Source organism: Streptomyces sp. col6 (assembly GCF_008042035.1).
Classification (GTDB): domain Bacteria; phylum Actinomycetota; class Actinomycetes; order Streptomycetales; family Streptomycetaceae; genus Streptomyces.
The window spans coordinates 23,000-42,492 of the sequence record NZ_RDBL01000007.1 but is presented as its reverse complement, the minus strand read 5'-3'; the positions used below and the strand labels follow the sequence as shown (position 1 = coordinate 42,492).

16 protein-coding genes are annotated in these 19,493 nt (G+C 71.4%); 9 read left to right on the top strand and 7 right to left on the bottom strand.

Translation table 11 applies throughout. The annotated features are described in order from the left end of the window. Window positions 1-10 precede the first annotated feature (10 nt). From egtA to egtD, 4 genes are read left to right on the top strand one after another with little or no spacing between them, the layout of a single operon-like run. On the top strand, window positions 11-1,324 hold the full coding sequence (gene egtA, locus EAO73_RS12280) for an ergothioneine biosynthesis glutamate--cysteine ligase EgtA (protein ID WP_147971562.1): 1,314 nt from the start codon (window positions 11-13) through the stop codon (window positions 1,322-1,324). Then, entirely contained in the window at window positions 1,321-2,652 is a 1,332-nt protein-coding gene (egtB, locus tag EAO73_RS12275) for an ergothioneine biosynthesis protein EgtB (RefSeq protein WP_147971561.1), read from the top strand. Before egtA ends, egtB begins: the two co-directional genes overlap by 4 nt. Continuing rightward, a complete protein-coding gene (gene egtC, locus EAO73_RS12270; protein WP_147971560.1) occupies window positions 2,652-3,407 on the top strand; it encodes an ergothioneine biosynthesis protein EgtC in 756 nt (251 codons plus the stop codon). Before egtB ends, egtC begins: the two co-directional genes overlap by 1 nt. Continuing rightward, window positions 3,404-4,366, top strand: a complete 963-nt coding sequence (egtD, locus tag EAO73_RS12265; protein WP_147971559.1) for an L-histidine N(alpha)-methyltransferase — start codon at window positions 3,404-3,406, stop codon at window positions 4,364-4,366. Before egtC ends, egtD begins: the two co-directional genes overlap by 4 nt. Before the next feature lie 51 nt (window positions 4,367-4,417). Here the strand turns inward: egtD and EAO73_RS12260 are convergent, their stop codons facing one another. Further along, window positions 4,418-5,674 (bottom strand): extracellular solute-binding protein, encoded by a 1,257-nt coding sequence (locus EAO73_RS12260; RefSeq protein WP_147971558.1) that lies wholly within the window; start codon window positions 5,672-5,674, stop codon window positions 4,418-4,420. Between the two features lie 201 nt (window positions 5,675-5,875). Between EAO73_RS12260 and EAO73_RS12255 the strand changes: the two genes are divergently transcribed. Further along, window positions 5,876-6,091 carry a dodecin gene (locus EAO73_RS12255; protein WP_147971557.1) on the top strand — a complete coding sequence of 72 codons (216 nt, stop codon included), beginning with the start codon at window positions 5,876-5,878 and terminating at the stop codon, window positions 6,089-6,091. A 37-nt stretch (window positions 6,092-6,128) separates the two neighbouring features. On the opposite strand, the gene EAO73_RS12250 is transcribed toward EAO73_RS12255, so the two are convergent. Beyond that, window positions 6,129-6,614 (bottom strand): hypothetical protein, encoded by a 486-nt coding sequence (locus EAO73_RS12250; protein WP_147971556.1) that lies wholly within the window; start codon window positions 6,612-6,614, stop codon window positions 6,129-6,131. Between the two features lie 74 nt (window positions 6,615-6,688). Here EAO73_RS12250 and EAO73_RS12245 point away from each other — a divergent pair, with 74 nt between their 5' ends. Continuing rightward, window positions 6,689-9,109 (top strand): excinuclease ABC subunit UvrA, encoded by a 2,421-nt coding sequence (locus EAO73_RS12245; protein WP_147971555.1) that lies wholly within the window; start codon window positions 6,689-6,691, stop codon window positions 9,107-9,109. Between the two features lie 245 nt (window positions 9,110-9,354). After that, the gene (locus EAO73_RS12240) at window positions 9,355-11,124 is read left to right on the top strand and encodes a glycosyl hydrolase family 18 protein (RefSeq protein ID WP_224756255.1); all 1,770 of its coding nucleotides are present in this window, start codon (window positions 9,355-9,357) and stop codon (window positions 11,122-11,124) included. Window positions 11,125-11,193: 69 nt separating this feature from the next. Here EAO73_RS12240 and EAO73_RS12235 read toward each other — a convergent pair whose 3' ends face one another. The 3 genes from EAO73_RS12235 to EAO73_RS12225 are packed head-to-tail and all read right to left on the bottom strand — an operon-like array spanning window position 11,194 to window position 14,595. Continuing rightward, window positions 11,194-11,940 carry a succinate dehydrogenase/fumarate reductase iron-sulfur subunit gene (locus tag EAO73_RS12235; protein ID WP_147971554.1) on the bottom strand — a complete coding sequence of 249 codons (747 nt, stop codon included), beginning with the start codon at window positions 11,938-11,940 and terminating at the stop codon, window positions 11,194-11,196. Beyond that, a complete protein-coding gene (locus tag EAO73_RS12230) occupies window positions 11,937-13,886 on the bottom strand; it encodes a fumarate reductase/succinate dehydrogenase flavoprotein subunit (protein ID WP_147971553.1) in 1,950 nt (649 codons plus the stop codon). The genes EAO73_RS12235 and EAO73_RS12230 overlap by 4 nt, the downstream gene beginning before the upstream one ends. Before the next feature lies 1 nt (window position 13,887). Beyond that, the gene (locus EAO73_RS12225; protein ID WP_147971552.1) at window positions 13,888-14,595 is read right to left on the bottom strand and encodes a succinate dehydrogenase; all 708 of its coding nucleotides are present in this window, start codon (window positions 14,593-14,595) and stop codon (window positions 13,888-13,890) included. A 95-nt stretch (window positions 14,596-14,690) separates the two neighbouring features. On the opposite strand from EAO73_RS12225, the gene EAO73_RS12220 reads away from it, so the two are divergent. Continuing rightward, the gene (locus EAO73_RS12220) at window positions 14,691-15,593 is read left to right on the top strand and encodes a LysR family transcriptional regulator (RefSeq protein WP_147971551.1); all 903 of its coding nucleotides are present in this window, start codon (window positions 14,691-14,693) and stop codon (window positions 15,591-15,593) included. Between the two features lie 72 nt (window positions 15,594-15,665). Here the strand turns inward: EAO73_RS12220 and EAO73_RS12215 are convergent, their stop codons facing one another. Together EAO73_RS12215 and EAO73_RS12210 are read right to left on the bottom strand one after the other, a co-directional pair. Continuing rightward, complete coding sequence (locus tag EAO73_RS12215; protein WP_147971550.1) at window positions 15,666-17,840, bottom strand: putative bifunctional diguanylate cyclase/phosphodiesterase; 2,175 nt, start codon at window positions 17,838-17,840, stop codon at window positions 15,666-15,668. After that, window positions 17,837-18,655 carry an SAM-dependent methyltransferase gene (locus EAO73_RS12210; protein ID WP_147971549.1) on the bottom strand — a complete coding sequence of 273 codons (819 nt, stop codon included), beginning with the start codon at window positions 18,653-18,655 and terminating at the stop codon, window positions 17,837-17,839. Before EAO73_RS12210 ends, EAO73_RS12215 begins: the two co-directional genes overlap by 4 nt. 573 nt (window positions 18,656-19,228) lie before the next feature. Between EAO73_RS12210 and EAO73_RS35885 the strand changes: the two genes are divergently transcribed. Continuing rightward, on the top strand, window positions 19,229-19,402 hold the full coding sequence (locus EAO73_RS35885; protein ID WP_191134030.1) for a hypothetical protein: 174 nt from the start codon (window positions 19,229-19,231) through the stop codon (window positions 19,400-19,402). Window positions 19,403-19,493 lie beyond the last annotated feature (91 nt).

The window sequence follows — 19,493 nt, the reverse complement described above, 5'->3', positions numbered from 1 at the left end:
GAGGCCCGGCATGTCATCCGACACACCCGGCGGCCACGGTCCGCGCGGTCTCGCTCCGCCCCTCGATGAGGGCGAGGCGGAGGATTTACTGCGCGGCATCTGTTTCAAGACGGGCCCGCCGCGCACGGTGGGAGTCGAACTCGAATGGCTCCTGCACGACCGCGACCACCCGCACCGCCCTGTCCCGCCCCACCTTCTGGAGGCGGCCGCGACGGCCGTCCGGGCGCTGCCGCTCAGCGCGGCGCTCACCTTCGAACCCGGCGGCCAGCTGGAGCTCAGCTCGCGCCCGGCCCCTTCCCTGCCGGCGTGCATCGACGACACCGCCGCCGATCTCATCGCCGTAAGGACCGCCCTGGACGGGCTGGGCCTCGTTCCGGCCGGTCTCGGCGTCGATCCCTGGCAGCAGCCGCGCCGACTGCTGCGCGAGCCCCGGTACGAGGCCATGGAGCGGGCGCTCGACCGGTGGGGGCCGGCCGGCCGCGCCATGATGTGCACCACCGCCTCCGTCCAGGTCTGCCTGGACGCCGGAGAGGAGGAGCCCGGACCGCTCGGCTACGCGCGCCGCTGGCAGCTGACCCATTTGCTGGGCGCGGTCCTGGTGGCGGCATTCGCCAACTCGCCGTTCCGGGAGGGCCGGCCGACGCCCTGGCGGTCCACGCGCCAGTCCCTGTGGGACGCCCTGGACCCGAAGCGGACGCTCGCCCCGGACGGGCAGCTTCCGCCCCGGGACGCCTGGGCCGCGCACGTCCTGGACACGCCGGTGCTGTGCGTACGGGGAGAGGGGCCGTGGGCCGTCCCCGACGGGCTCACCTTCCGCGACTGGATCCGGTCCGGGGCGCCCCGGCGAGCGGACCGGAGCGACCTCGACTACCACATCACCACGCTGTTCCCGCCGGTGCGCCCGCGCGGGCACCTGGAGCTGCGCATGATCGACGCACAGCCCGGTGACGACGGCTGGGTCGTGCCGCTCGCCGTCACGACCGCCCTGTTCGACGACCCGGAGGCGGCCGAGACGGTGTACCGGACCGTCAAGCCGCTCGCCGAGACCGCCGGCACCGGCGCCGCTCCGCGCAATCCGCTGTGGACCGCGGCGGCCCGTGACGGCCTCGTCGACCCGGAACTGCGGCAGGCGGCGGACGTCTGCTTCCGGCTCGCCCTGGAGGCGCTCCCCCGGCTGGGCGCGAGCGTGGCGGTACGGGACGCGGTCGCCGGCTTCCACGAGCGCTATGTCGCCCGGGGCAGATGCCCGGCCGACGACCTGCGCGATCTGCTCACCACGGGCGGGGCGCCGCGCCCGGCCCATCCGAAGGGGACCCTGTCATGACCGAATCCCCCGCTCCCCCGCACGCGGGGGACGACGAGGCGCTGCGCGAGCGCGCGCTCACCGCGTTGCTCGCCGCCCGGGACCGCACCACGCTCCTGACCGACAGCGTGGACGACCACGACCTCACCGCCCAGCACTCGCCGTTGATGTCGCCGCTGGTGTGGGACCTGGCGCACATCGGCAACCAGGAGGAGCTGTGGCTGCTGCGCGGTGTCGCCGGCCGGGAGGCCATGCGGCCGGAGATCGACGGGCTGTACGACGCCTTCGAGCATCCGCGCGCCACCCGGCCCTCGCTGCCGCTGCTGGCGCCCGGCGAGGCTCGCGCGTACGCGTCGGAGGTGCGCGGCAGGGCGCTGGACGTGCTGGAGTCCGCCCCGCTCGGTGAGGGACCCGCCCTGGTCAGGTCCGGTTTCGCCTTCGGGATGATCGCGCAGCACGAACAGCAGCACGACGAGACCATGCTGATCACTCACCAGCTGCGGTCCGGCCCGGCGGCCCTGACGGCGCCCGAGCCGCCGCGCGCGCCGGACGCACCGACGCTGCCGGCCGAGGTCCTGGTGCCGGGTGGCCCGTTCACCATGGGTACGTCGGCCGAGCCATGGGCCCTGGACAACGAACGCCCCGCGCACCAGCGCGACGTGCCCGGGTTCGTGATCGACACGGCCCCGGTGACCTGCGGCGCGTACCGGGCGTTCATCGAGGACGGCGGCTACGGCGAACGGCGCTGGTGGGCGCCCGAGGGCTGGGCCATGGTCCGCGAACACGGGCTGGACGCTCCGCTGTTCTGGCACCGGGACGCGGGGCAGTGGCTGCGCCGCCGCTTCGGGGTGACCGAGCCGGTGCCGGACGACGAGCCGGTGTTGCACGTCAGCTGGTACGAGGCGGACGCGTACGCGCGCTGGGCCGGGCGGCGGCTGCCGACCGAGGCGGAGTGGGAGAAAGCGGCCCGCCACGACCCCGCGTCCGGGCGCTCCCGCCGCTATCCGTGGGGCGACGCGGACCCGACGCCGGAGCGGGCCAACCTGGGTCAGCGCCATCTGCGGCCCGCGCCCGCCGGGGCGTACCCCGCCGGGCGGGCGCCGTGCGGGGCGGGGCAGCTGATCGGGGACGTGTGGGAGTGGACGGCGAGCGACTTCCTGCCGTACCCGGGGTTCGCCCCGTTCCCGTACCGCGAGTACTCGGAGGTGTTCTTCGGGCCGGAGCACAAGGTGCTGCGGGGCGGCTCGTTCGCGGTGGACACGGTGGCCTGCCGGGGCACGTTCCGCAACTGGGACCTGCCGGTCCGGCGGCAGATCTTCTCGGGGTTCCGCACCGCGAGGGATCTCTGATGTGCCGTCATATCGCTTATCTGGGGCCGCCCGTCGCCCTGGGCGAGGTGCTGACGCGCCCGGCGCATTCCCTGGTGCGGCAGTCCTGGGAGCCGCGCAGGCAACGCAACGGGACGGTCAACGCCGACGGGTTCGGGGTCGGCTGGTACGCGGACGGGGACCCGGTCCCGGGCCGCTACCGGCGCCAGGGCCCCGTCTGGGGCGACCAGACGTTCGCGGATCTGGCCCGGGTGGTCCGCAGCCACGCCCTGCTCGCCGCGGTCCGGGACGCGACCGGGGCCGATCCGGACGGCGAGGCCGCCGCCGCGCCGTTCGCCGCCGACCGGGTCCTGTTCAGCCACAACGGCGCGGTGAAGGGCTGGCCCGGCTCGATGGCGTCCGTGGCCGCGACCCTGCCCCCGGCCGAGCTGCTGCGGCTCACCGCCCGCTGCGACTCCGCCCTGGTCTGGGCCCTGGTCCTCCACCGGCTCACGCAGGGCGACGCCCTCGCGCAGGCCGTGGCGGACACGGTGGCCGAGGTGGCCGAGGCCTCCCCCGGCTCCCGGCTCAACCTGCTGCTCACCGACGGGGAGACCGTCGTGGCGACGGCCTGGGGCGACACCCTGTGGCATCTGACCGAACCCGGCCGGCACACGGTCGTCGCCTCGGAGCCGTACGACGACGACCCCCGCTGGTACGAGGTGCCCGACCACACCCTGCTGACCGCGACCGCCGGCGACGTCCTGCTGACCCCGCTGAAGGAGCCCCGCACGTGAGTCCCTTCCTGCTGACCCGCACCCTGCCCGAGGACGCGACGGACGCGGCGCTGCGCGCCGATGTCCTGAACGGTCTGACCCGGCACCCGAAGACGCTGCCGCCCAAGTGGTTCTACGACGCGCGGGGCAGCGACCTGTTCGAGGAGATCACCCGGCTCCCGGAGTACTACCCGACGCGCGCCGAGCGGGAGATCCTGATCGACCGGGCCGTCGAGATCGCGGCCGCGTCCGGCGCGCGCACCCTGGTCGAGCTGGGCTCCGGCTCGTCGGAGAAGACCCGGTACCTGCTGGACGCGCTGACGGACCTGCACAGCTATGTGCCGGTCGACGTCAGCGAGAGCGCGCTGCGCGGCGCGGCGGACGCCCTGCTCAGGGAACGGCCGGAGCTGTCGGTGCACGCGCTGATCGCCGACTTCACGGCCGGGCTCTCGCTGCCCGCGACACCCGGTCCCCGGCTGGTGGCGTTCCTGGGCGGCACGCTCGGCAATCTGCTGCCGGTCGAGCGGGCGGTGTTCCTGAAGTCGGTACGCGACCTGCTGGCACCCGGTGACACGCTGCTGCTCGGCACGGACCTCGTGAAGGACGAGAAGGTGCTCGTCGCCGCGTACGACGACGCGGCCGGGGTGACGGCGGCGTTCAACCGGAACGTGCTGTCGGTCGTCGACCGGGAACTGGGCGCGGACTTCGTACCGGAGGACTTCGCGCACGTGGCGCGGTGGAATCCGCAGGAGGAGTGGATCGAGATGCGGCTGCGGGCCCGCCGGTCCCTGACGGTGAAGATCCCGGAACTGGATCTGGTGGTGCCGTTCGACGCGGGTGAGGAGCTGCGCACGGAGGTGTCCGCGAAGTTCCGCGAGGACGGAGTACGCCGCGAACTGGCCGCCGCGGGGCTTCGCCTGGCCCACTGGTGGACGGACGCGGAGGACAGATTCGCGCTGTCCCTGTCCACGGTGGAGTGACGGGCGGCGTGGGGCGGGGCCGGGAAGCCGGACCCGCCCCACGCCGGTGCATCAGCTGCCTGCGAGCAGTTCGGTGATCCTCTCGGAGGCGGTCTTCGCCTCGGTCGCCGGGTCACCGCCCTGGAGGACCGCCGTCATGTAGGGCTTGATCGGGTTGTCGGCCTCGACCGCGGCCCATTGCGAGGAGTTGGGGGTGGCGTGGCCGCGCGTGGCGCCCTCGGCCATCGCGGCGGTGCTCTCCTGGCCCTCGATGACACGGGCGAGGGCCGGCTTGTTGGGCACGTAGCTCATGGTCTTGGCCAGGTCCTCCTGCCACTTGGCCCCGGCCAGGGCCTTGATCACCTCGTAGCCGGCGCTGCGCTCGTCGGCCTTCTGGGGCACGATCAGGTCGGAGCCTCCGGTGAACACCGAGCCGGGCGCCTTCGCGGTCTTGCCGGGGATCGGGAAGTAGCCCAGTTTTCCCTTGAGTTCGGGGTTCTTCTTCTCGATCAGGGTCGCGGTGCTCGGGGTGGAGATGATCTGGGCGACATTCCCCTCGGCGAACACATTGGCCTGCGGGGGCTTTTCCTCGTCGGCGTCCTTGGGTCCGTCACCCAGCGCCTGGAGCTGTGAATAGAACTGCATGCCCTTGAGCGCGGCGGGGGTGGCGAGAGTGCCCTGCCAGTCGCCCTCCTTGTCGCTGGCGAGTTCTCCGCCCTCGTCCCAGATGAAACCGGCGAGTACGTACCAGTTCTGACCGGGCAGATACATGCCCTGGTTTCCGTCGCGGTTGAGTTTCGCGGTGTCCTCGATCCACTGCGCACGCGTCTTCGGCGGGTTCTTGATGCCCGCCGCCTCGAAGATCTCCTTGTTGTAGATCACGACCCGGTTGGCCGCGTACCAGGGGACTCCGTACTGGACGCCGTCGATGCTCCCGGGCTCGGCGAGACCGGGCAGCCAGTCCTCGCTTCCCAGGTCACGCATCGATTCCAGGGTCAGATCGCGCAGGTTGCCGCTCTCGGCGTACTGGGCGACCTGGGTGTTGCCGACCTCGATGACATCGGGGGTGTCCTTGCCGCCGAGCGCCTCCAGGACCTTCGGGCCGATGCCACCCCATTCCTGGATCTTGAACTCCAGTTCGACCGAGGAGTGCTCTTCCTCGTACGACTTCTTGAAACGGTCCAGGAAGTCGGCGGTCACGCTGTCCTTCATCAGCCAGACGGTCACCTTCTTGCTGCCGGAGCCGCCCGTTCCGGGGATCACGCCGCACCCACCCAGCGCAACGGTGGAAATAAGGGCGACAGCTCCGACGAGCATGCGGTTTTTCACGGGTTCACCTTCTGCGGAACGGCAGGACGAAATTGCGGACCCGGTGTGGGGGACTGCGGGCTGCGCTCGCACGGGCGTGGCTGGATTTTGGTATGGACCAATACTTTGGTCAAGGCCGGTTCCGGACAAGCGTGACGTCTGCGACCCCTCGCGAACCCGCCCGAGGTAGGGCACCTTGGTAAGGGCGAGAGGAGACATACCATGCCGAATCACACGTATCGCGTCACCGAAATCGTAGGAACCTCCCAGGAGGGCGTGGACGAGGCCATCCGCAACGGCGTCGCAAGAGCCTCGGAAACGTTGCACAATCTCGACTGGTTCGAGATCACCCAGGTGCGCGGACAGATCGAGGATGGCCGAATCGCGCACTACCAGGTCGGTCTGAAGGTGGGCTTCCGGCTCGACGATCCCGCGTGAGGCGACGGCCGGTCGCTCCGTGAGGGCGCAGCCCGGTTCAGGTGCGCCCCTCCCGCTCCTGCGCGTCCTTCAGCGCGGGCGAGGCCGCCGCCCAGCGGGCGCGCAGCACGGTGAATCCGGCCTGCTCGGCGGCGTCGCAGACCAGCTCGTCGTCGTCGACCAGCACACGCACCGTACGGTCACGGCCGAGCCGCTTCAAGATCTCCAGCTTGGTCAGCCGGGCCGGACGGCGGTCGTTGCCGCGCCGCATGTGCAGCCGTCCCTCGGGCAGCCCGTACCGGGCCAGCCAGGCCACGGTGTCCTTGCGGCACCGCTCCGGCCGCCCGGTGAGGTAGACGATCTCGCACTCCTCGGCGCTGCTCAGCACCAGCCGTACGCCCTCGTCGAGCGGCGGGTCGTCGGCCGCGGCGGCGAAGAAGCCGGCCCAGTCGCGCCGGCCCTCCAGGAAGTGCTGGCGGTGGGCGGTGTCGGCGAGCGTACCGTCGAGATCGAACACGGCCACCGGCCGGACGTCGTGTGTCATGCGTCCAGCAAACCAAGCGGCGGCGCAGTCCGGCCAACCGGCACGACCACCGAGCGCACGGAGACCCCTCCCCCATGACCTCGCCCCACGATCCGTACGTCAGGGTCCGAGGCGCCCGCGAGCACAATCTGCGGAACGCCGATGTCGACATCCCCCGCGACACGCTCACCGTGTTCACCGGCGTCTCCGGTTCGGGGAAGTCCTCGCTGGCCTTCGGCACGATCTACGCGGAGGCGCAGCGCCGCTACTTCGAGTCCGTCGCCCCGTACGCCCGGCGGCTGATCCACCAGGTCGGCGCGCCGGCGGTCGGCGAGGTCACCGGGCTCCCGCCCGCCGTGTCGCTGGAGCAGCGCAGGGCGGCGCCGGGGGCCCGGTCGTCCGTGGGTACGGTGACGACGCTGTCCAACTCGCTGCGGATGCTGTTCTCCCGGGCCGGGGACTATCCGCGGGGCGCCGAGCGGCTGGACTCGGACGCGTTCTCGCCGAACACCGCCGTCGGCGCCTGCCCCCGCTGCCACGGCCTCGGACGGGTGCACCGCACCAGTGAGGAACTGCTGGTACCGGACCCGGACCTGTCGATCCGGGACGGGGCGATCGCCGCGTGGCCGGGGGCCTGGCAGGGCAAGAACCTGCGCGATGTGCTGGACGCGCTCGGCCACGACGTGGACCGGCCCTGGCGGGAGCTGGACCCGGCCGACCGGGAGTGGATCCTGTTCACCGACGAGCAGCCGGTGGTGACGGTCCATCCGGTGCGCGAGGCCGGGCGCATCCAACGGCCCTACCAGGGCACGTACATGAGCGCGCGGCGCTATGTGATGCACACCTTCGCCGACTCGAAGAGCGCGACCCTGCGCGCGAAGGCCGAGCGCTTCCTGACCAGCGAGCCCTGCCCGGTCTGCGACGGCAGCAGGCTGCGCCCGGAGGCGATGGCCGTCACGTTCGCGGGCCGTACGATCGCCCAGCTCGCGGGACTCGCGCTGACCGACCTGGCCGACGTGCTCGCGGCGGCGGGCGGCGAGGGGGCCGCCCGGGTCCTGACGGCCGACCTCCTGGCCCGGATCGCGACCGTCACCGAACTCGGCCTCGGCTACCTGAGCCTGGACCGCACGGCGCCCACGCTCTCCTCGGGCGAGCTCCAGCGGCTGCGTCTCGCGACCCAGCTGCGCGCCGGCCTCTTCGGCGTGGTGTACGTCCTGGACGAGCCGTCGGCCGGTCTGCATCCGGCGGACACCGAGGCGCTGCTCGCGGTGCTGGGACGGCTGAAGGAGTCCGGCAACACGGTCTTCGTGGTGGAGCACCAGATGGACGTCGTGCGGCAGGCGGACTGGCTCGTCGATGTGGGGCCGCTGGCCGGTGAGCACGGCGGCCGGGTGCTGCACAGCGGGCCGCCCGCAAGACTGGCCGAGGTCGCGGATTCGGCCACCCGGCGCTTCCTCTTCCCGGACGCCCCTCCCCCGCCGCGCGCGGTCCGCGCGCCCTCGGGGTGGCTGCGGCTGTACGGGGTGGACCGGCACAACGTGCGGGGGGTGGACGCGGCGTTCCCGCTGGGGGTGTTCACGGCGGTGACCGGGGTCTCCGGCTCCGGCAAGTCGACGCTGGTGGGGCAGGTGCTGGCGGGGGCACTGGCCGACCGGGGCGGCGCCTCGGAGGAACAGGGCCCCGAGCAGCCGGTGGCCGGGTACGCCCGCGCCGAGGGGCTGGACGCGGTGGACCGGCTGGTGCAGGTCGACCAGCGGCCCATCGGGCGTACGCCCCGGTCCAACCTGGCCACGTACACCGGTCTGTTCGACGTGGTGCGCAAGCTGTTCGCGGCGACGCCCCTGGCCCGGGAGCGGGGTTACCGGGCCGGCCGGTTCTCGTTCAACGTGCCGGGCGGGCGGTGCGAGACGTGCCAGGGCGAGGGCTTCGTCTCGGTGGAGCTGCTGTTCCTGCCGAGCACGTACGCGCCCTGCCCGGACTGTCACGGGGCGCGGTACAACCCCGACACGCTCGACGTCACGCTGCGGGGGCTGAACATCGCCCAGGTGCTGGATCTGACCGTGGAGGCGGCGGCCGGGTTCTTCGCGGACACCCCGGCCGCCGCGCGCAGCCTGCGGACGCTGCTCGACGTGGGGCTCGGCTATCTGCGGCTCGGGCAGCCCGCGACGGAGCTGTCCGGTGGCGAGGCGCAGCGGATCAAGCTGGCGGCGGAGCTCCAGCGGGCCCGTCGCGGCCACACGCTGTACCTGCTGGACGAGCCGACGACGGGGTTGCATCCGGCCGATGTCGAGGTGCTGATGCGGCAGTTGCACGGGCTGGTCGACGCGGGCTCCACGGTGGTGGTCGTGGAACACGACATGGCCGTGGTCGCGGGCGCGGACTGGGTGATCGACCTGGGTCCGGGCGGCGGCGACCGGGGCGGCCGGATCGTGGCCGCGGGGCCTCCGGTGGAGGTGGCGCGGGCTCCGGAGAGCCGTACGGCGGGGTACCTGAGGGCGGCCCTGGGCCTCGCCTGAACGACCGGTCCGCCTCAACTCACCGCTTCGTCATGTGGGTTGGCGGCCGGGGCGGGCGAGGGAATGAAACAGTAAAGAATGTTGACAGTTAGCTGGTCCATACCAATCATGGGCATGCCACGCGGCCTTTCCGGGCCGTGCGGCATGTGACCCCGGCCGGGAATCACAGGAACGGGCCGCGCCCCTCACCGGGCGCGGCCGAGCCGTGCATCCGCCCGTCGTCCCACCCCGCTGGGAGCTGCCCCATGAGACGTCCAAGAACAGTCGGCGCCGTCCTGAGCGCCTTGGCCACCGCCGTCGCGTCCGCAGGTCTGGTCCTCGGATCCGGCGCCGCCGCGCAGGCCGCCACCACCGCCGCCACCCCCATGCCCGCGCACGTCTTCGCCCCGTACTTCGAGGCGTGGAACGGCGACAGCCCGGCCGCGCTCGCGCAGGCGTCCGGCGCCAAGTACCTGACCATGGCCTTCATCCAGACGGAGTCCCGCGGCTCCTGCACCCCGTACTGGAACGGCGATTCGAGCATGCCGATCGCCCAGTCGGAGTTCGGCGCCGACTTCACCACGATGCGGTCGCGCGGCGGGGACGTGATCCCGTCGTTCGGCGGCTTCACCGCCGACAACACCGGCACCGAGATAGCCGACAGCTGCACGAACGTCGACTCGATCGCCGCCGCGTACGAGAAGGTCATCTCGACCTACGACGTGTCCCGCCTCGACATGGACATCGAGGACAATTCGCTGACGAACAGCGCCGGGATCGACCGCCGCAACAAGGCGCTCAAGAAGGTCCAGGACTGGGCCGCCGCCGCCGGGCGCCCGCTGCAGATCTCGTACACGCTGCCCACCACGACCAGCGGTCTGGCGAGCAGCGGTCTCGCGGTGCTCAAGAACGCGGTGTCCAACGGCACCCAGGTCGATGTCGTCAACCTGATGACGTTCGACTACTACGACGGCGCCACGCACGACATGGCCACGGACACCCAGACCTCGATCACCGGTCTCAAAGGCCAGTTGGCGAAGCTCTACCCCTCGAAAACCGACGCCCAACTGTGGGGAATGACCGGCATCATCGAGATGCCCGGCATCGACGACTACGGGCCGGCCGAGACCTTCACCACGGCCAATGCGCCCGTGGTCTACGACTGGGCCGTCTCCAAGGGCGTCAACACCCTGTCGTTCTGGGCGCTCCAGCGTGACAACGGCGGCTGCCCCGGCACCGGTGGGAGCGACACCTGCTCCGGCATTGCGCAGGACACCTGGTACTTCACGCACACCTTCGCGCCGTTCACGAGCGGCGGCAGCGGCCCGGTGACCGACGACTACTCGGTGGCCGTGACTCCCTCCTCGGCCACGGTCGAGCCGGGCAAGTCGACGACCGCCACCGTGAAGACCGCGGTGACCTCGGGCGCCGCGAAGACCGTCGCGCTGACCACGAGCGGCGCCCCGGCCGGGGTGACCGCGACGCTCAGCCCGACCTCCGTGACGGCCGGCGGCTCCTCGACGCTGACGCTCAGCGCCTCGGCGTCGGCGGCACCGGGCACGTACACCGTCAACGTCACCGGTACGTCCGGCACGCTCAGCCACTCGGCGTCGTTCACGCTGACGGTGCCCGGTTCCGGCGGCGGGACGGGGTCGCTGGTCAACGGCGACTTCGAGACCGGTGCGCTCGGCCCCTGGACCTGTGAGTCCGGCGGCGCGGTCGTCTCCTCGCCGGTGCACGGCGGTACGCACGCGCTGTCCGTCGCGGCCACCTCGTCGCAGACCGGTGAGTGCGCGCAGACGCTCACCCTCTCCCCCAACACCAAGTACACGCTGCAGGGTTATGTGCAGGGGAACTACGCGTACCTCGGTGTGCGGGGCGGCGCGACGGCGAACACCTGGGGCACGTCGAGCGGCTACACCAAGCAGTCGGTGTCCTTCACCACCGGTGCGAGCGGCTCGGTGACGGTCTACCTGCACGGCTGGTACGGCCAGGGCACGGTCTACGGCGACGACCTCTCGGTCACCAAGGCCTGACCCGGATCGTGTGACACGCAGAGGGTCCCGGAGGCGGGCGGCCTCCGGGACCCTCTGCCGCGCGGCGGCTCAGCGGCGCGCCTTGCGGGTGGCCCGCAGCCACTCCTTGTTCATGGCCGAGATCGACGGCAGCGGGATGCCCTTGGGGCACGCGGTGGCGCACTCCCCGGTGAGGGTGCAGCCGCCGAAGCCCTCGCCGTCCATCTGCTCCACCATGTCGAGCACCCGGGTCTCCCGCTCGGGCGCCCCCTGCGGCAGGACGTTCAGGTGGTTGACCTTGGCCGAGGTGAACAGCATCGCCGAACCGTTGGGGCAGGCCGCGACGCAGGCGCCGCAGCCGATGCACTCGGCGTGCTCGAAGGCGAAGTCGGCGTCCGGCTTGGGCACCGGCGTGGCGTGCGCGTCCGGGGCCGTACCGGTCGGGGCCGAGATGTAGCCGCCGGCCTGGATGATCCGGTCGAAGGCCGAACGGTCCACGACCAGGTCCTTGACGACCGGGAAGGCCGAGGCCCGCCAGGGCTCGATGTCGATGGTGTCGCCGTCGTCGAAGGACCGCATGTGGAGCTGGCACGTCGTGGTGCGCTCCGGGCCGTGGGCGTCGCCGTTGATGACGAGGCTGCACGCACCGCAGATGCCCTCGCGGCAGTCGTGGTCGAAGGCGACGGGGTCGTCACCGGCGAGGATCAGCTCCTCGTTGAGGGTGTCGAGCATCTCCAGGAACGACATGTCCTGCGAGATGCCGTCCACCTCGTACGTGGACATGGCGCCCTGGGCGTCGGTGTTCTTCTGGCGCCAGACGCGCAGGGTGAGCTTCATGCGTAGCTCCGCTGAGTGGGGTGGACGTACTCGAAGACGAGGTCTTCCTTGTGCAGGACGGGGGCCTCGCCGGTGCCGGTGAACTCCCAGGCGGCGCCGTAGGAGAACTCCTCGTCGCGCCGGGCCGCCTCGCCGTCCGGGGTCTGGGACTCCTCGCGGAAGTGGCCGCCGCAGGACTCGGCGCGGTGCAGGGCGTCGAGGCACATCAGCTCGGCGAGTTCCAGGTAGTCGACGACGCGGTTGGCCTTCTCCAGCGACTGGTTGAACTCCTCACCCGTGCCGGGGACCTTGATGCGGCGCCAGAACTCCTCGCGGATCAGCGGGATGCGGGCGAGCGCGGTGCGCAGCCCCTCCTCGCTGCGGGCCATCCCGCAGTACTCCCACATGAGTTCGCCGATCTCGCGGTGGAAGGAGTCCGGGGTGCGGTCGCCGTCGACGGCCAGCAGCAGGTTGAGCCGGTCCTCGGTCTCGGCGACGGCCTCCTGGACGGCGGGATGCGCGGCGTCGGCCTTCTCCAGCCGCGGATTGCGGGCGAGGTAGTCGTTGATGGTGGACGGCAGGACGAAGTAGCCGTCGGCGAGACCCTGCATCAGGGCGGAGGCGCCGAGCCGGTTGGCGCCGTGGTCGGAGAAGTTGGCCTCGCCGATCGCGAAGAGACCCGGGATCGTGGTCTGGAGGTCGTAGTCGACCCAGAGCCCGCCCATCGTGTAGTGCACGGCCGGGTAGATGCGCATCGGCGTCTCGTACGGGTTCTCCGCGGTGATCCGCGCATACATGTCGAAGAGGTTGCCGTACTTCTCCTCGACCTTCGCGCGTCCCATCCGCTGGATGGCCTCGGCGAAGTCCAGGTAGACGCCCTGGCCGCCGGGCCCGACGCCGCGCCCCTCGTCGCAGACGTTCTTCGCGGCGCGCGAGGCGATGTCGCGGGGCACCAGGTTGCCGAAGGAGGGGTACTGGCGCTCCAGGTAGTAGTCGCGCTCGTCCTCGGGGATCTCGTTGGCCGGGCGGGTGTCGCCCTTGGCCTTCGGCACCCAGATGCGGCCGTCGTTGCGCAGCGACTCGCTCATCAGCGTCAGCTTGGACTGGTGGTCGCCGGTGCGCGGGATGCAGGTGGGGTGGATCTGGGTGAAGCAGGGGTTCGCGAAGTGGGCACCGCGCCGGTGGGCCCGCCAGATGGCGGTGGCGTTGGAGTTCATCGCGTTGGTCGAGAGGTAGAAGACGTTCCCGTAGCCGCCGCTGGCCAGGACCACGGCGTCGGCGAAGTAGGTGTCGATCCTCCCGGTGACGAGGTCGCGGGCGACGATGCCGCGCGCCCGGCCGTCGACGACGATCAGGTCGAGCATCTCGGTACGGGGGTGCAGCTCGACGTTGCCCGCGGCGATCTGCCGGGACAGCGCCTGGTAGGCGCCGAGGAGCAGCTGCTGTCCGGTCTGGCCCCGGGCGTAGAAGGTGCGGGAGACCTGGACGCCGCCGAAGGAGCGGTTGTCGAGGAGCCCGCCGTACTCGCGGGCGAAGGGGACGCCCTGCGCGACGCACTGGTCGATGATCTCGACGGAGATCTGGGCGAGCCGGTGGACGTTGGACTCGCGGGCGCGGAAGTCGCCGCCCTTGACGGTGTCGTAGAAGAGGCGGTGCACCGAGTCGCCGTCGTTGCGGTAGTTCTTGGCCGCGTTGATGCCGCCCTGCGCGGCTACCGAGTGGGCCCGGCGGGGCGAGTCCTGGAAGCAGAACTGGACGACGTGGTAGCCCTGTTCGGCCAGGGTCGCGCCGGCCGAGCCGCCGGCCAGGCCGGTGCCGACGACGATGACGGTGTGCTTGCGCCGGTTGGCGGGGTTGACCAGTTTGGCCTCGAAGCGGCGGGTGTCCCAGCGTTCGGCGACCGGTCCCGCGGGGGCCTTGGTGTCGGCGAGGGGTTCGCCGGTCGTGTAGTGCGTGTAGTCGTTCATGTCAGCTCACGACTCCGGTCATGACGGCGACGGGTACGGAGATGAAGCCCACCGTCAGCACCAGCGCGAGGACGTCGGCGAGGGTCTTCAGGACGCGGTCGCGGCTCGCGCGGCCGGCGCCCAGGGTCTGCGCGGCGCTCCAGAACCCGTGCCGGACGTGGAGTCCCAGGGCGAGCATCGCGAGGATGTAGATGACGTTGCCGTACCAGGTGGAGAAGGTGTCCACGACGTTCTGGTACGGGTGGCCGGACTGGAAACCTCCGGAGTGCACGGTGCCGGTCGTCAGGTCCAGGATGTGCCAGACGATGAACAGCCCGAGGATCACCCCGCCGTAGCGCATGGTGCGGGTGGCGTAGCTCGCGCGCGGCCGCTTGTGCACGTACGTGACGGGCCGCGCCCGCAGGTCGCGGCGGCTGAGCTGGTACGCGGAGACCGCGTGCAGCACCACGGCGACGACGAGCACCACGCGCACGATCCACAGCGCCCACTCGTAGTGCAGGAACGGCTCGCCCATCACCCGCAGCCAGTGCGCGTAGCCGTTGAACTCGCCGGACCCGAAGAAGATCTTCAGGTTTCCGATCATGTGGACGACCAGGTAGAGGAGCATGACCAGACCGCTCACGGCCATGATCGCCTTCTTGCCGACGGTCGAGTCCCAGAGCGTGCGCGTCATGGACGGCCGTCGGTCCGTCCGGGTTGCCAATGCCATGGGACACGACGCTAGGGCGAAGGCGCCGATCAGTCCAAGACATGGAGTGGCTTATCTCCATAGGCCGAGGCTATGAGGCGGGGTAGCGTGGGGTGATGCAGTTCCAGCAGCTCACCTATTTCGTTGCCGTCGCCGAGACCCGGCACTTCACTCGTGCCGCCGAGGAGGTGCACGTCTCGCAGCCCTCGCTCTCCCAGCAGATCCGGGCCCTGGAGAACGAGCTGGGCGCCGAGCTGTTCAGCCGGGCGCGCGGCAACATCACGCTGACCGACGCGGGCGAGGCGCTACTGCCGCTCGCCCGGCGCATCCTTGCCGACGCCGACACCGCACGGCACGAGGTGCAGGAGCTGGCCCAGCTGCGGCGGGGCCGGGTCAGGCTGGGTGCGACGCCCAGCGTGTGCACGGGGCTGCTGCCCGAGGTGCTGCGTTCCTTCCACGACCTCCACCCGGGCATCCAGCTGCTGCTGGAGGAGGGCGGTTCCCACGACCTGGTACGGGAGCTGGCGCGCGGGGCGCTCGATCTGGCCCTGGTGGTGCTGCCGCTGCCGGCCGCCTCACCGGCACTGAGCACGGTCGAACTGCTCCAGGAGGACCTGGTCGTCGTCTCCTCGGCGCACCGCCCGCGGCCGGGGCGCGGCGGCCGGGTCCGGATCGCGGACCTCCAGGGCGAGCCGCTGGTGATGTTCCGGCACGGCTACGACCTGCGGGAGCTGACGGTGACCGCCTGCCGGGCCGAGGGCTTCGAGCCGTCGTTCACGGTGGAGGGCGGCGAGATGGACGCGGTGCTCGGCTTCGTCCGCGCGGGCCTGGGCATCGCGGTGGTCCCGAACATGGTCGCCACCCGGGCCGGACTCGACCTGCGTACGACGCCCCTGGCCCGCCCGGGGCTGCGCCGCACCATCGCGCTGGCGCACCGCAGCGACGTGGCCCCGCCGCGCGCGGCCCGCGAGCTGCAGCGGGTCCTGCTGGCGGGACGGACGGACACGGCGGCTCCGTGAGGGGTGCCGCGTCCGCCCGCCGGCGGGACGGGCGGACCGGCGTGCCCCCGGGGGCACGCCGGTCCGCCCGGTTCACACCGCGTCGGCCAGCAGCAGCGAGTGGATGCGGTCCGGGGCGCCCGGACGGGCGTAGTACCATCCCTGGGCCGTGTCGCAGCCCAGCTGCCGCAGCTGCTCGGCCTGGGCGCCCGTCTCCACGCCCTCGACCGTCACCGCCAGGTCGAGGCTGTGCGCGAGCGACACGATGCCCTCGACGATCTTCAGGTCCACCGGGTCCGCCGGATGGTGCTGCATCCCCTGGGTGAAGGACCGGTCCAGCTTCAGCACGCTCACCGGCAGCCTCCGCAGGTTCGCGAGGTTGGAGTACCCGGTGCCGAAGTCGTCCAGTGCGATGTCGACGCCCATCTCGGCGAGCTGGCGCAGCGGTTTGAGCAGGTCCTCGTCGGCGCCGATGAGCGCCGACTCGGTGACCTCCAGGCACAGCGCGCCCGCTTCGAGTCCTGAGCGCTCCAGGACGTCGACGGTCTCGGCGACCAGCTGCGGGTGGTGCAGTTGGGCCGGTGAGAGGTTGACGTTGATGCGCAGCGGGCCGCCGTCGGTGTGCCGCTCCTGCCAGAAGTTGGCCTGCCGTACCGACTCCTCCAGGACCCAGCGGCCGAGCGGCACGATGAGCCCGGTGTGCTCGGCAAGGGCGATGAACCGGTCGGGCCCGAGCACCCCGTGCTGCGGGTGACACCAGCGCACCAGGGCCTCGGCGCCGTGCACCGTACCGTCGCCGAGGTGGACCAGCGGCTGGTACTCGATGAAGAACTCGCCGCGTTCCAGGGCGGCCGGCAGGGCCGTGGTCAGCCCGTGCCGGGTGATGGCCCGTGCGTCGGCCTCCGCGTCGGCCAGCTCGAAGCGGTTGCCGCCCGCCGACTTGGCCCGGTACATGGTGATGTCGGCGCTGCGCAGGACCTCCGCGGCGCTGCGTTCCCCGGCGGGGCCCTCGACGATCCCGATCGATCCGCGGACGGTCAGCTCGCGCCCGTCGAGCCGGATGGGTGCGCCGAGTACGCCGAGGATGCGGCAGGCGAGTTCGTCGACCTCGGCCGGCGAGTCGAAGCTCGTCGTGAGGGCCACGAACTCGTCGCCGCCGAGCCGGGCGACCATCTCTCCGGGGGCGGTGGCACAGCTCTGCAGGCGGTCCGCGACCTCGACGAGCAGCCGGTCGCCGGCGGCGTGGCCGAGGCTGTCGTTGATGGCCTTGAAGCCGTCGAGGTCCAGGTAGCAGAGCCCGAAGCGGCTGCCGTCGCCCGCTGAGAGCGCTTTCTCAAGGCGCTCGAAGAAGAGCGTCCGGTTGGGCAGACCGGTGAGCGCGTCGTGGGTCGCCTCGTACCGCAGGCGCAAGTTGAGCAGGCGGCGCTCGGTGGTGTCCTCCAGCAGCGCCAGCTGGTACTCGGGCCGGCCCTCGGAGTCACGCAGCAGCGACACCGTCAGGTTGGTCCACAGGACGGTGCCGTCGTTGCGGTAGTACGGCTTCTCGACCCGGTAGTGCTCGCGTTCACCGCGTACCAGTTCGTTGTAGTACTTCCAGACCTGCGGGGAGTCCTCCGGATGGACCCACTCGTTGACGCGGTGGCTCAGGACGTGGTTCTCCAGACCGCCGAACATCCGGGTGAGGGTGTCGTTGACCTCCAGCACGTTGCCGTCGAGGTCGGCGATCCCGATACCGATGGCGGCGTCCTTGAACACCGCCCGGAAGCGTGCCTCGGTGGCGTGCAGGGCCTGTTCGGCGTGGGAGCGCGCGGCGAGCGCCGAGCGGGCGATGGCCTCCTGCTCGGCCAGCGTCCGTTCGCGCAGGGCCTGGGTGAAGCCGGCCGCCACCGCGTGCTGGATGCGGGCGCAGCGGGAGCGGCTGTCCTCGGTGGTCAGGGCGGCCGGCCCGTTGCTGCCGCAGTAGAGCACCAGGTACGAGTCGACGACGCCGAGCGTGGAGCTGAGGGCGTCCGGGTCGGTGCAGTGCGCCGCGACGAGCGCGCCGCCCACCGGGGTCGCCGCGGCCGCGTCGAACGGGCGGGCGTGCAGGGTCTCGCTGAGTGTGCGGGCCAGCGGCAGCAGGTGCTGCTCGAACTCGGGCCGGGTCATGGAGGTGGCCGTCGACGGGAAGATGGCCCGGCTCCAGATGGTGGCGAATCTCCGGAGCCGGTCCTCGGGGCCGTCGGGTGCCGCGTCCGGGGCTCCGGACGGCTGGGCGGGGATGCTCACGCCTTGCGTCCCACTCCCGCGATGCCCGAGAAGGCGTATGGGTCCTCGTTCTCGGGTGCCGAGGTGTTCTCGGGGCGCCATTCCGGCATGGCGACGAGGCCCGGCTCGACCAGCTCGAAGCCGTCGAAGAAGCGGGCGACCTCCTCACGCGTGCGCATGATCAGCGGGTTGCGGATGTTCTGGTAGACGCCGACCGCGCCGCCGGCCTCCTCGCGGCTCAGCGGAATGCCCTCGTACGCGGCGTGGGTGACGATCAGGAGGCTGCCGGGGGCCAGCATGTCGCGCAGCTCGGCGACGGCGCCCTGCGGGTCGTCGGAGTCCTCGATGAAGTGCAGTACGGCCACGAGCAGCAGCGCCACCGGGCGGTCGAAGTCGAGGAGTTTGGCGACCTCGGGGCTGTCCCGGATCTCCTGGGGCCTGCGCAGGTCGGCGGCGGCGATCGTCGCGCCGTCGTTGCCCTCCAGGACCGCCTGGCTGTGCGCGACCGCGACCGGGTCGTGGTCGACGTACGCGACCCTGGCGCCGGGGTCGGCGGCCTGGGCGACCTCGTGGACGTTGCCGAACGTGGGTATCCCGGAGCCGATGTCGAGGAACTGGGGGACGCCCTCGCTCAGCGCGTAGCGCACCGCCCGGCGCATAAACGCGCGGTTCGCCTGCATGACCTTGGGAAGTCCCGGCATGAACTCCATGGCCTTCCGGGCCGCTTCCCGGTCCACCTCGAAATTGTGCGAGCCGCCCAGATAGAAGTCATACATTCGGGACACGCTCGGCACCGATATGTCAATGCCTTGCGGTGCCCAGGCGGGACGCTCCATCGATGTCTCCAACAAGTTCGCCACGGCGATCCGGCCATGTTCATGGTCAGTGTGGACCAGAGGCTACTGATCGACCGCCAAGAGAGCGAGTGGAAACGGAAATTAGCGGTCCGTTATTGGTCACACTCTCATGGCATGTGCAACCGCCTCGTCGCTGCCCGTCACATTCGGCGAACGGGCGGGATCAAATAGTTCACTCCCGGACTACTTTGGCGCACCATGGAACTCGGCTTCCTCGGGAGCCGCGCCTCATGTGCCGTGGGAGCCTTGACCGTTGGCGTCCGCTGGGCGGATGCCCCGGTTCCGGAACCGGTCCCGTCCCGGAACCGGACGGCCGCCGCCCGCGCCCTCGACGCCCGTCCAGGACCTCGAATGCCCCGGACCGGTGACGCCGCCTTTGATGCCATTCCCGACGCCGGGGTCGACAATCGGCCATTTACCTTCGACGGGTGCCCGAGACCCCTCTGTTCCCTTTCAGCGGTTCCAAACCCCGCGCACTCCAGGTCCCCTCCATCGGGCGAATCGCGCAGGGGTCCGGCGTGCCCGCACACGGCCCGGAACATGCTCCCGGTCGTGTACGGATCACTCATCTGGCGGCTGACCACGGCGCTCGCGCTCACCTGGCTGCTGTCCTCCCCCGCCCCGGCGCTCGCCGACAGCTGCGCGTACGCGTCCATCGGGGACGAGGGCGGGGGAGGACAGCAGCCAGGTGAGCGCGAGCGCCGTGGTCAGCCGCCAGATGAGTGATCCGTACACGACCGGGAGCATGTTCCGGGCCGTGTGCGGGCACGCCGGACCCCTGCGCGATTCGCCCGATGGAGGGGACCTGGAGTGCGCG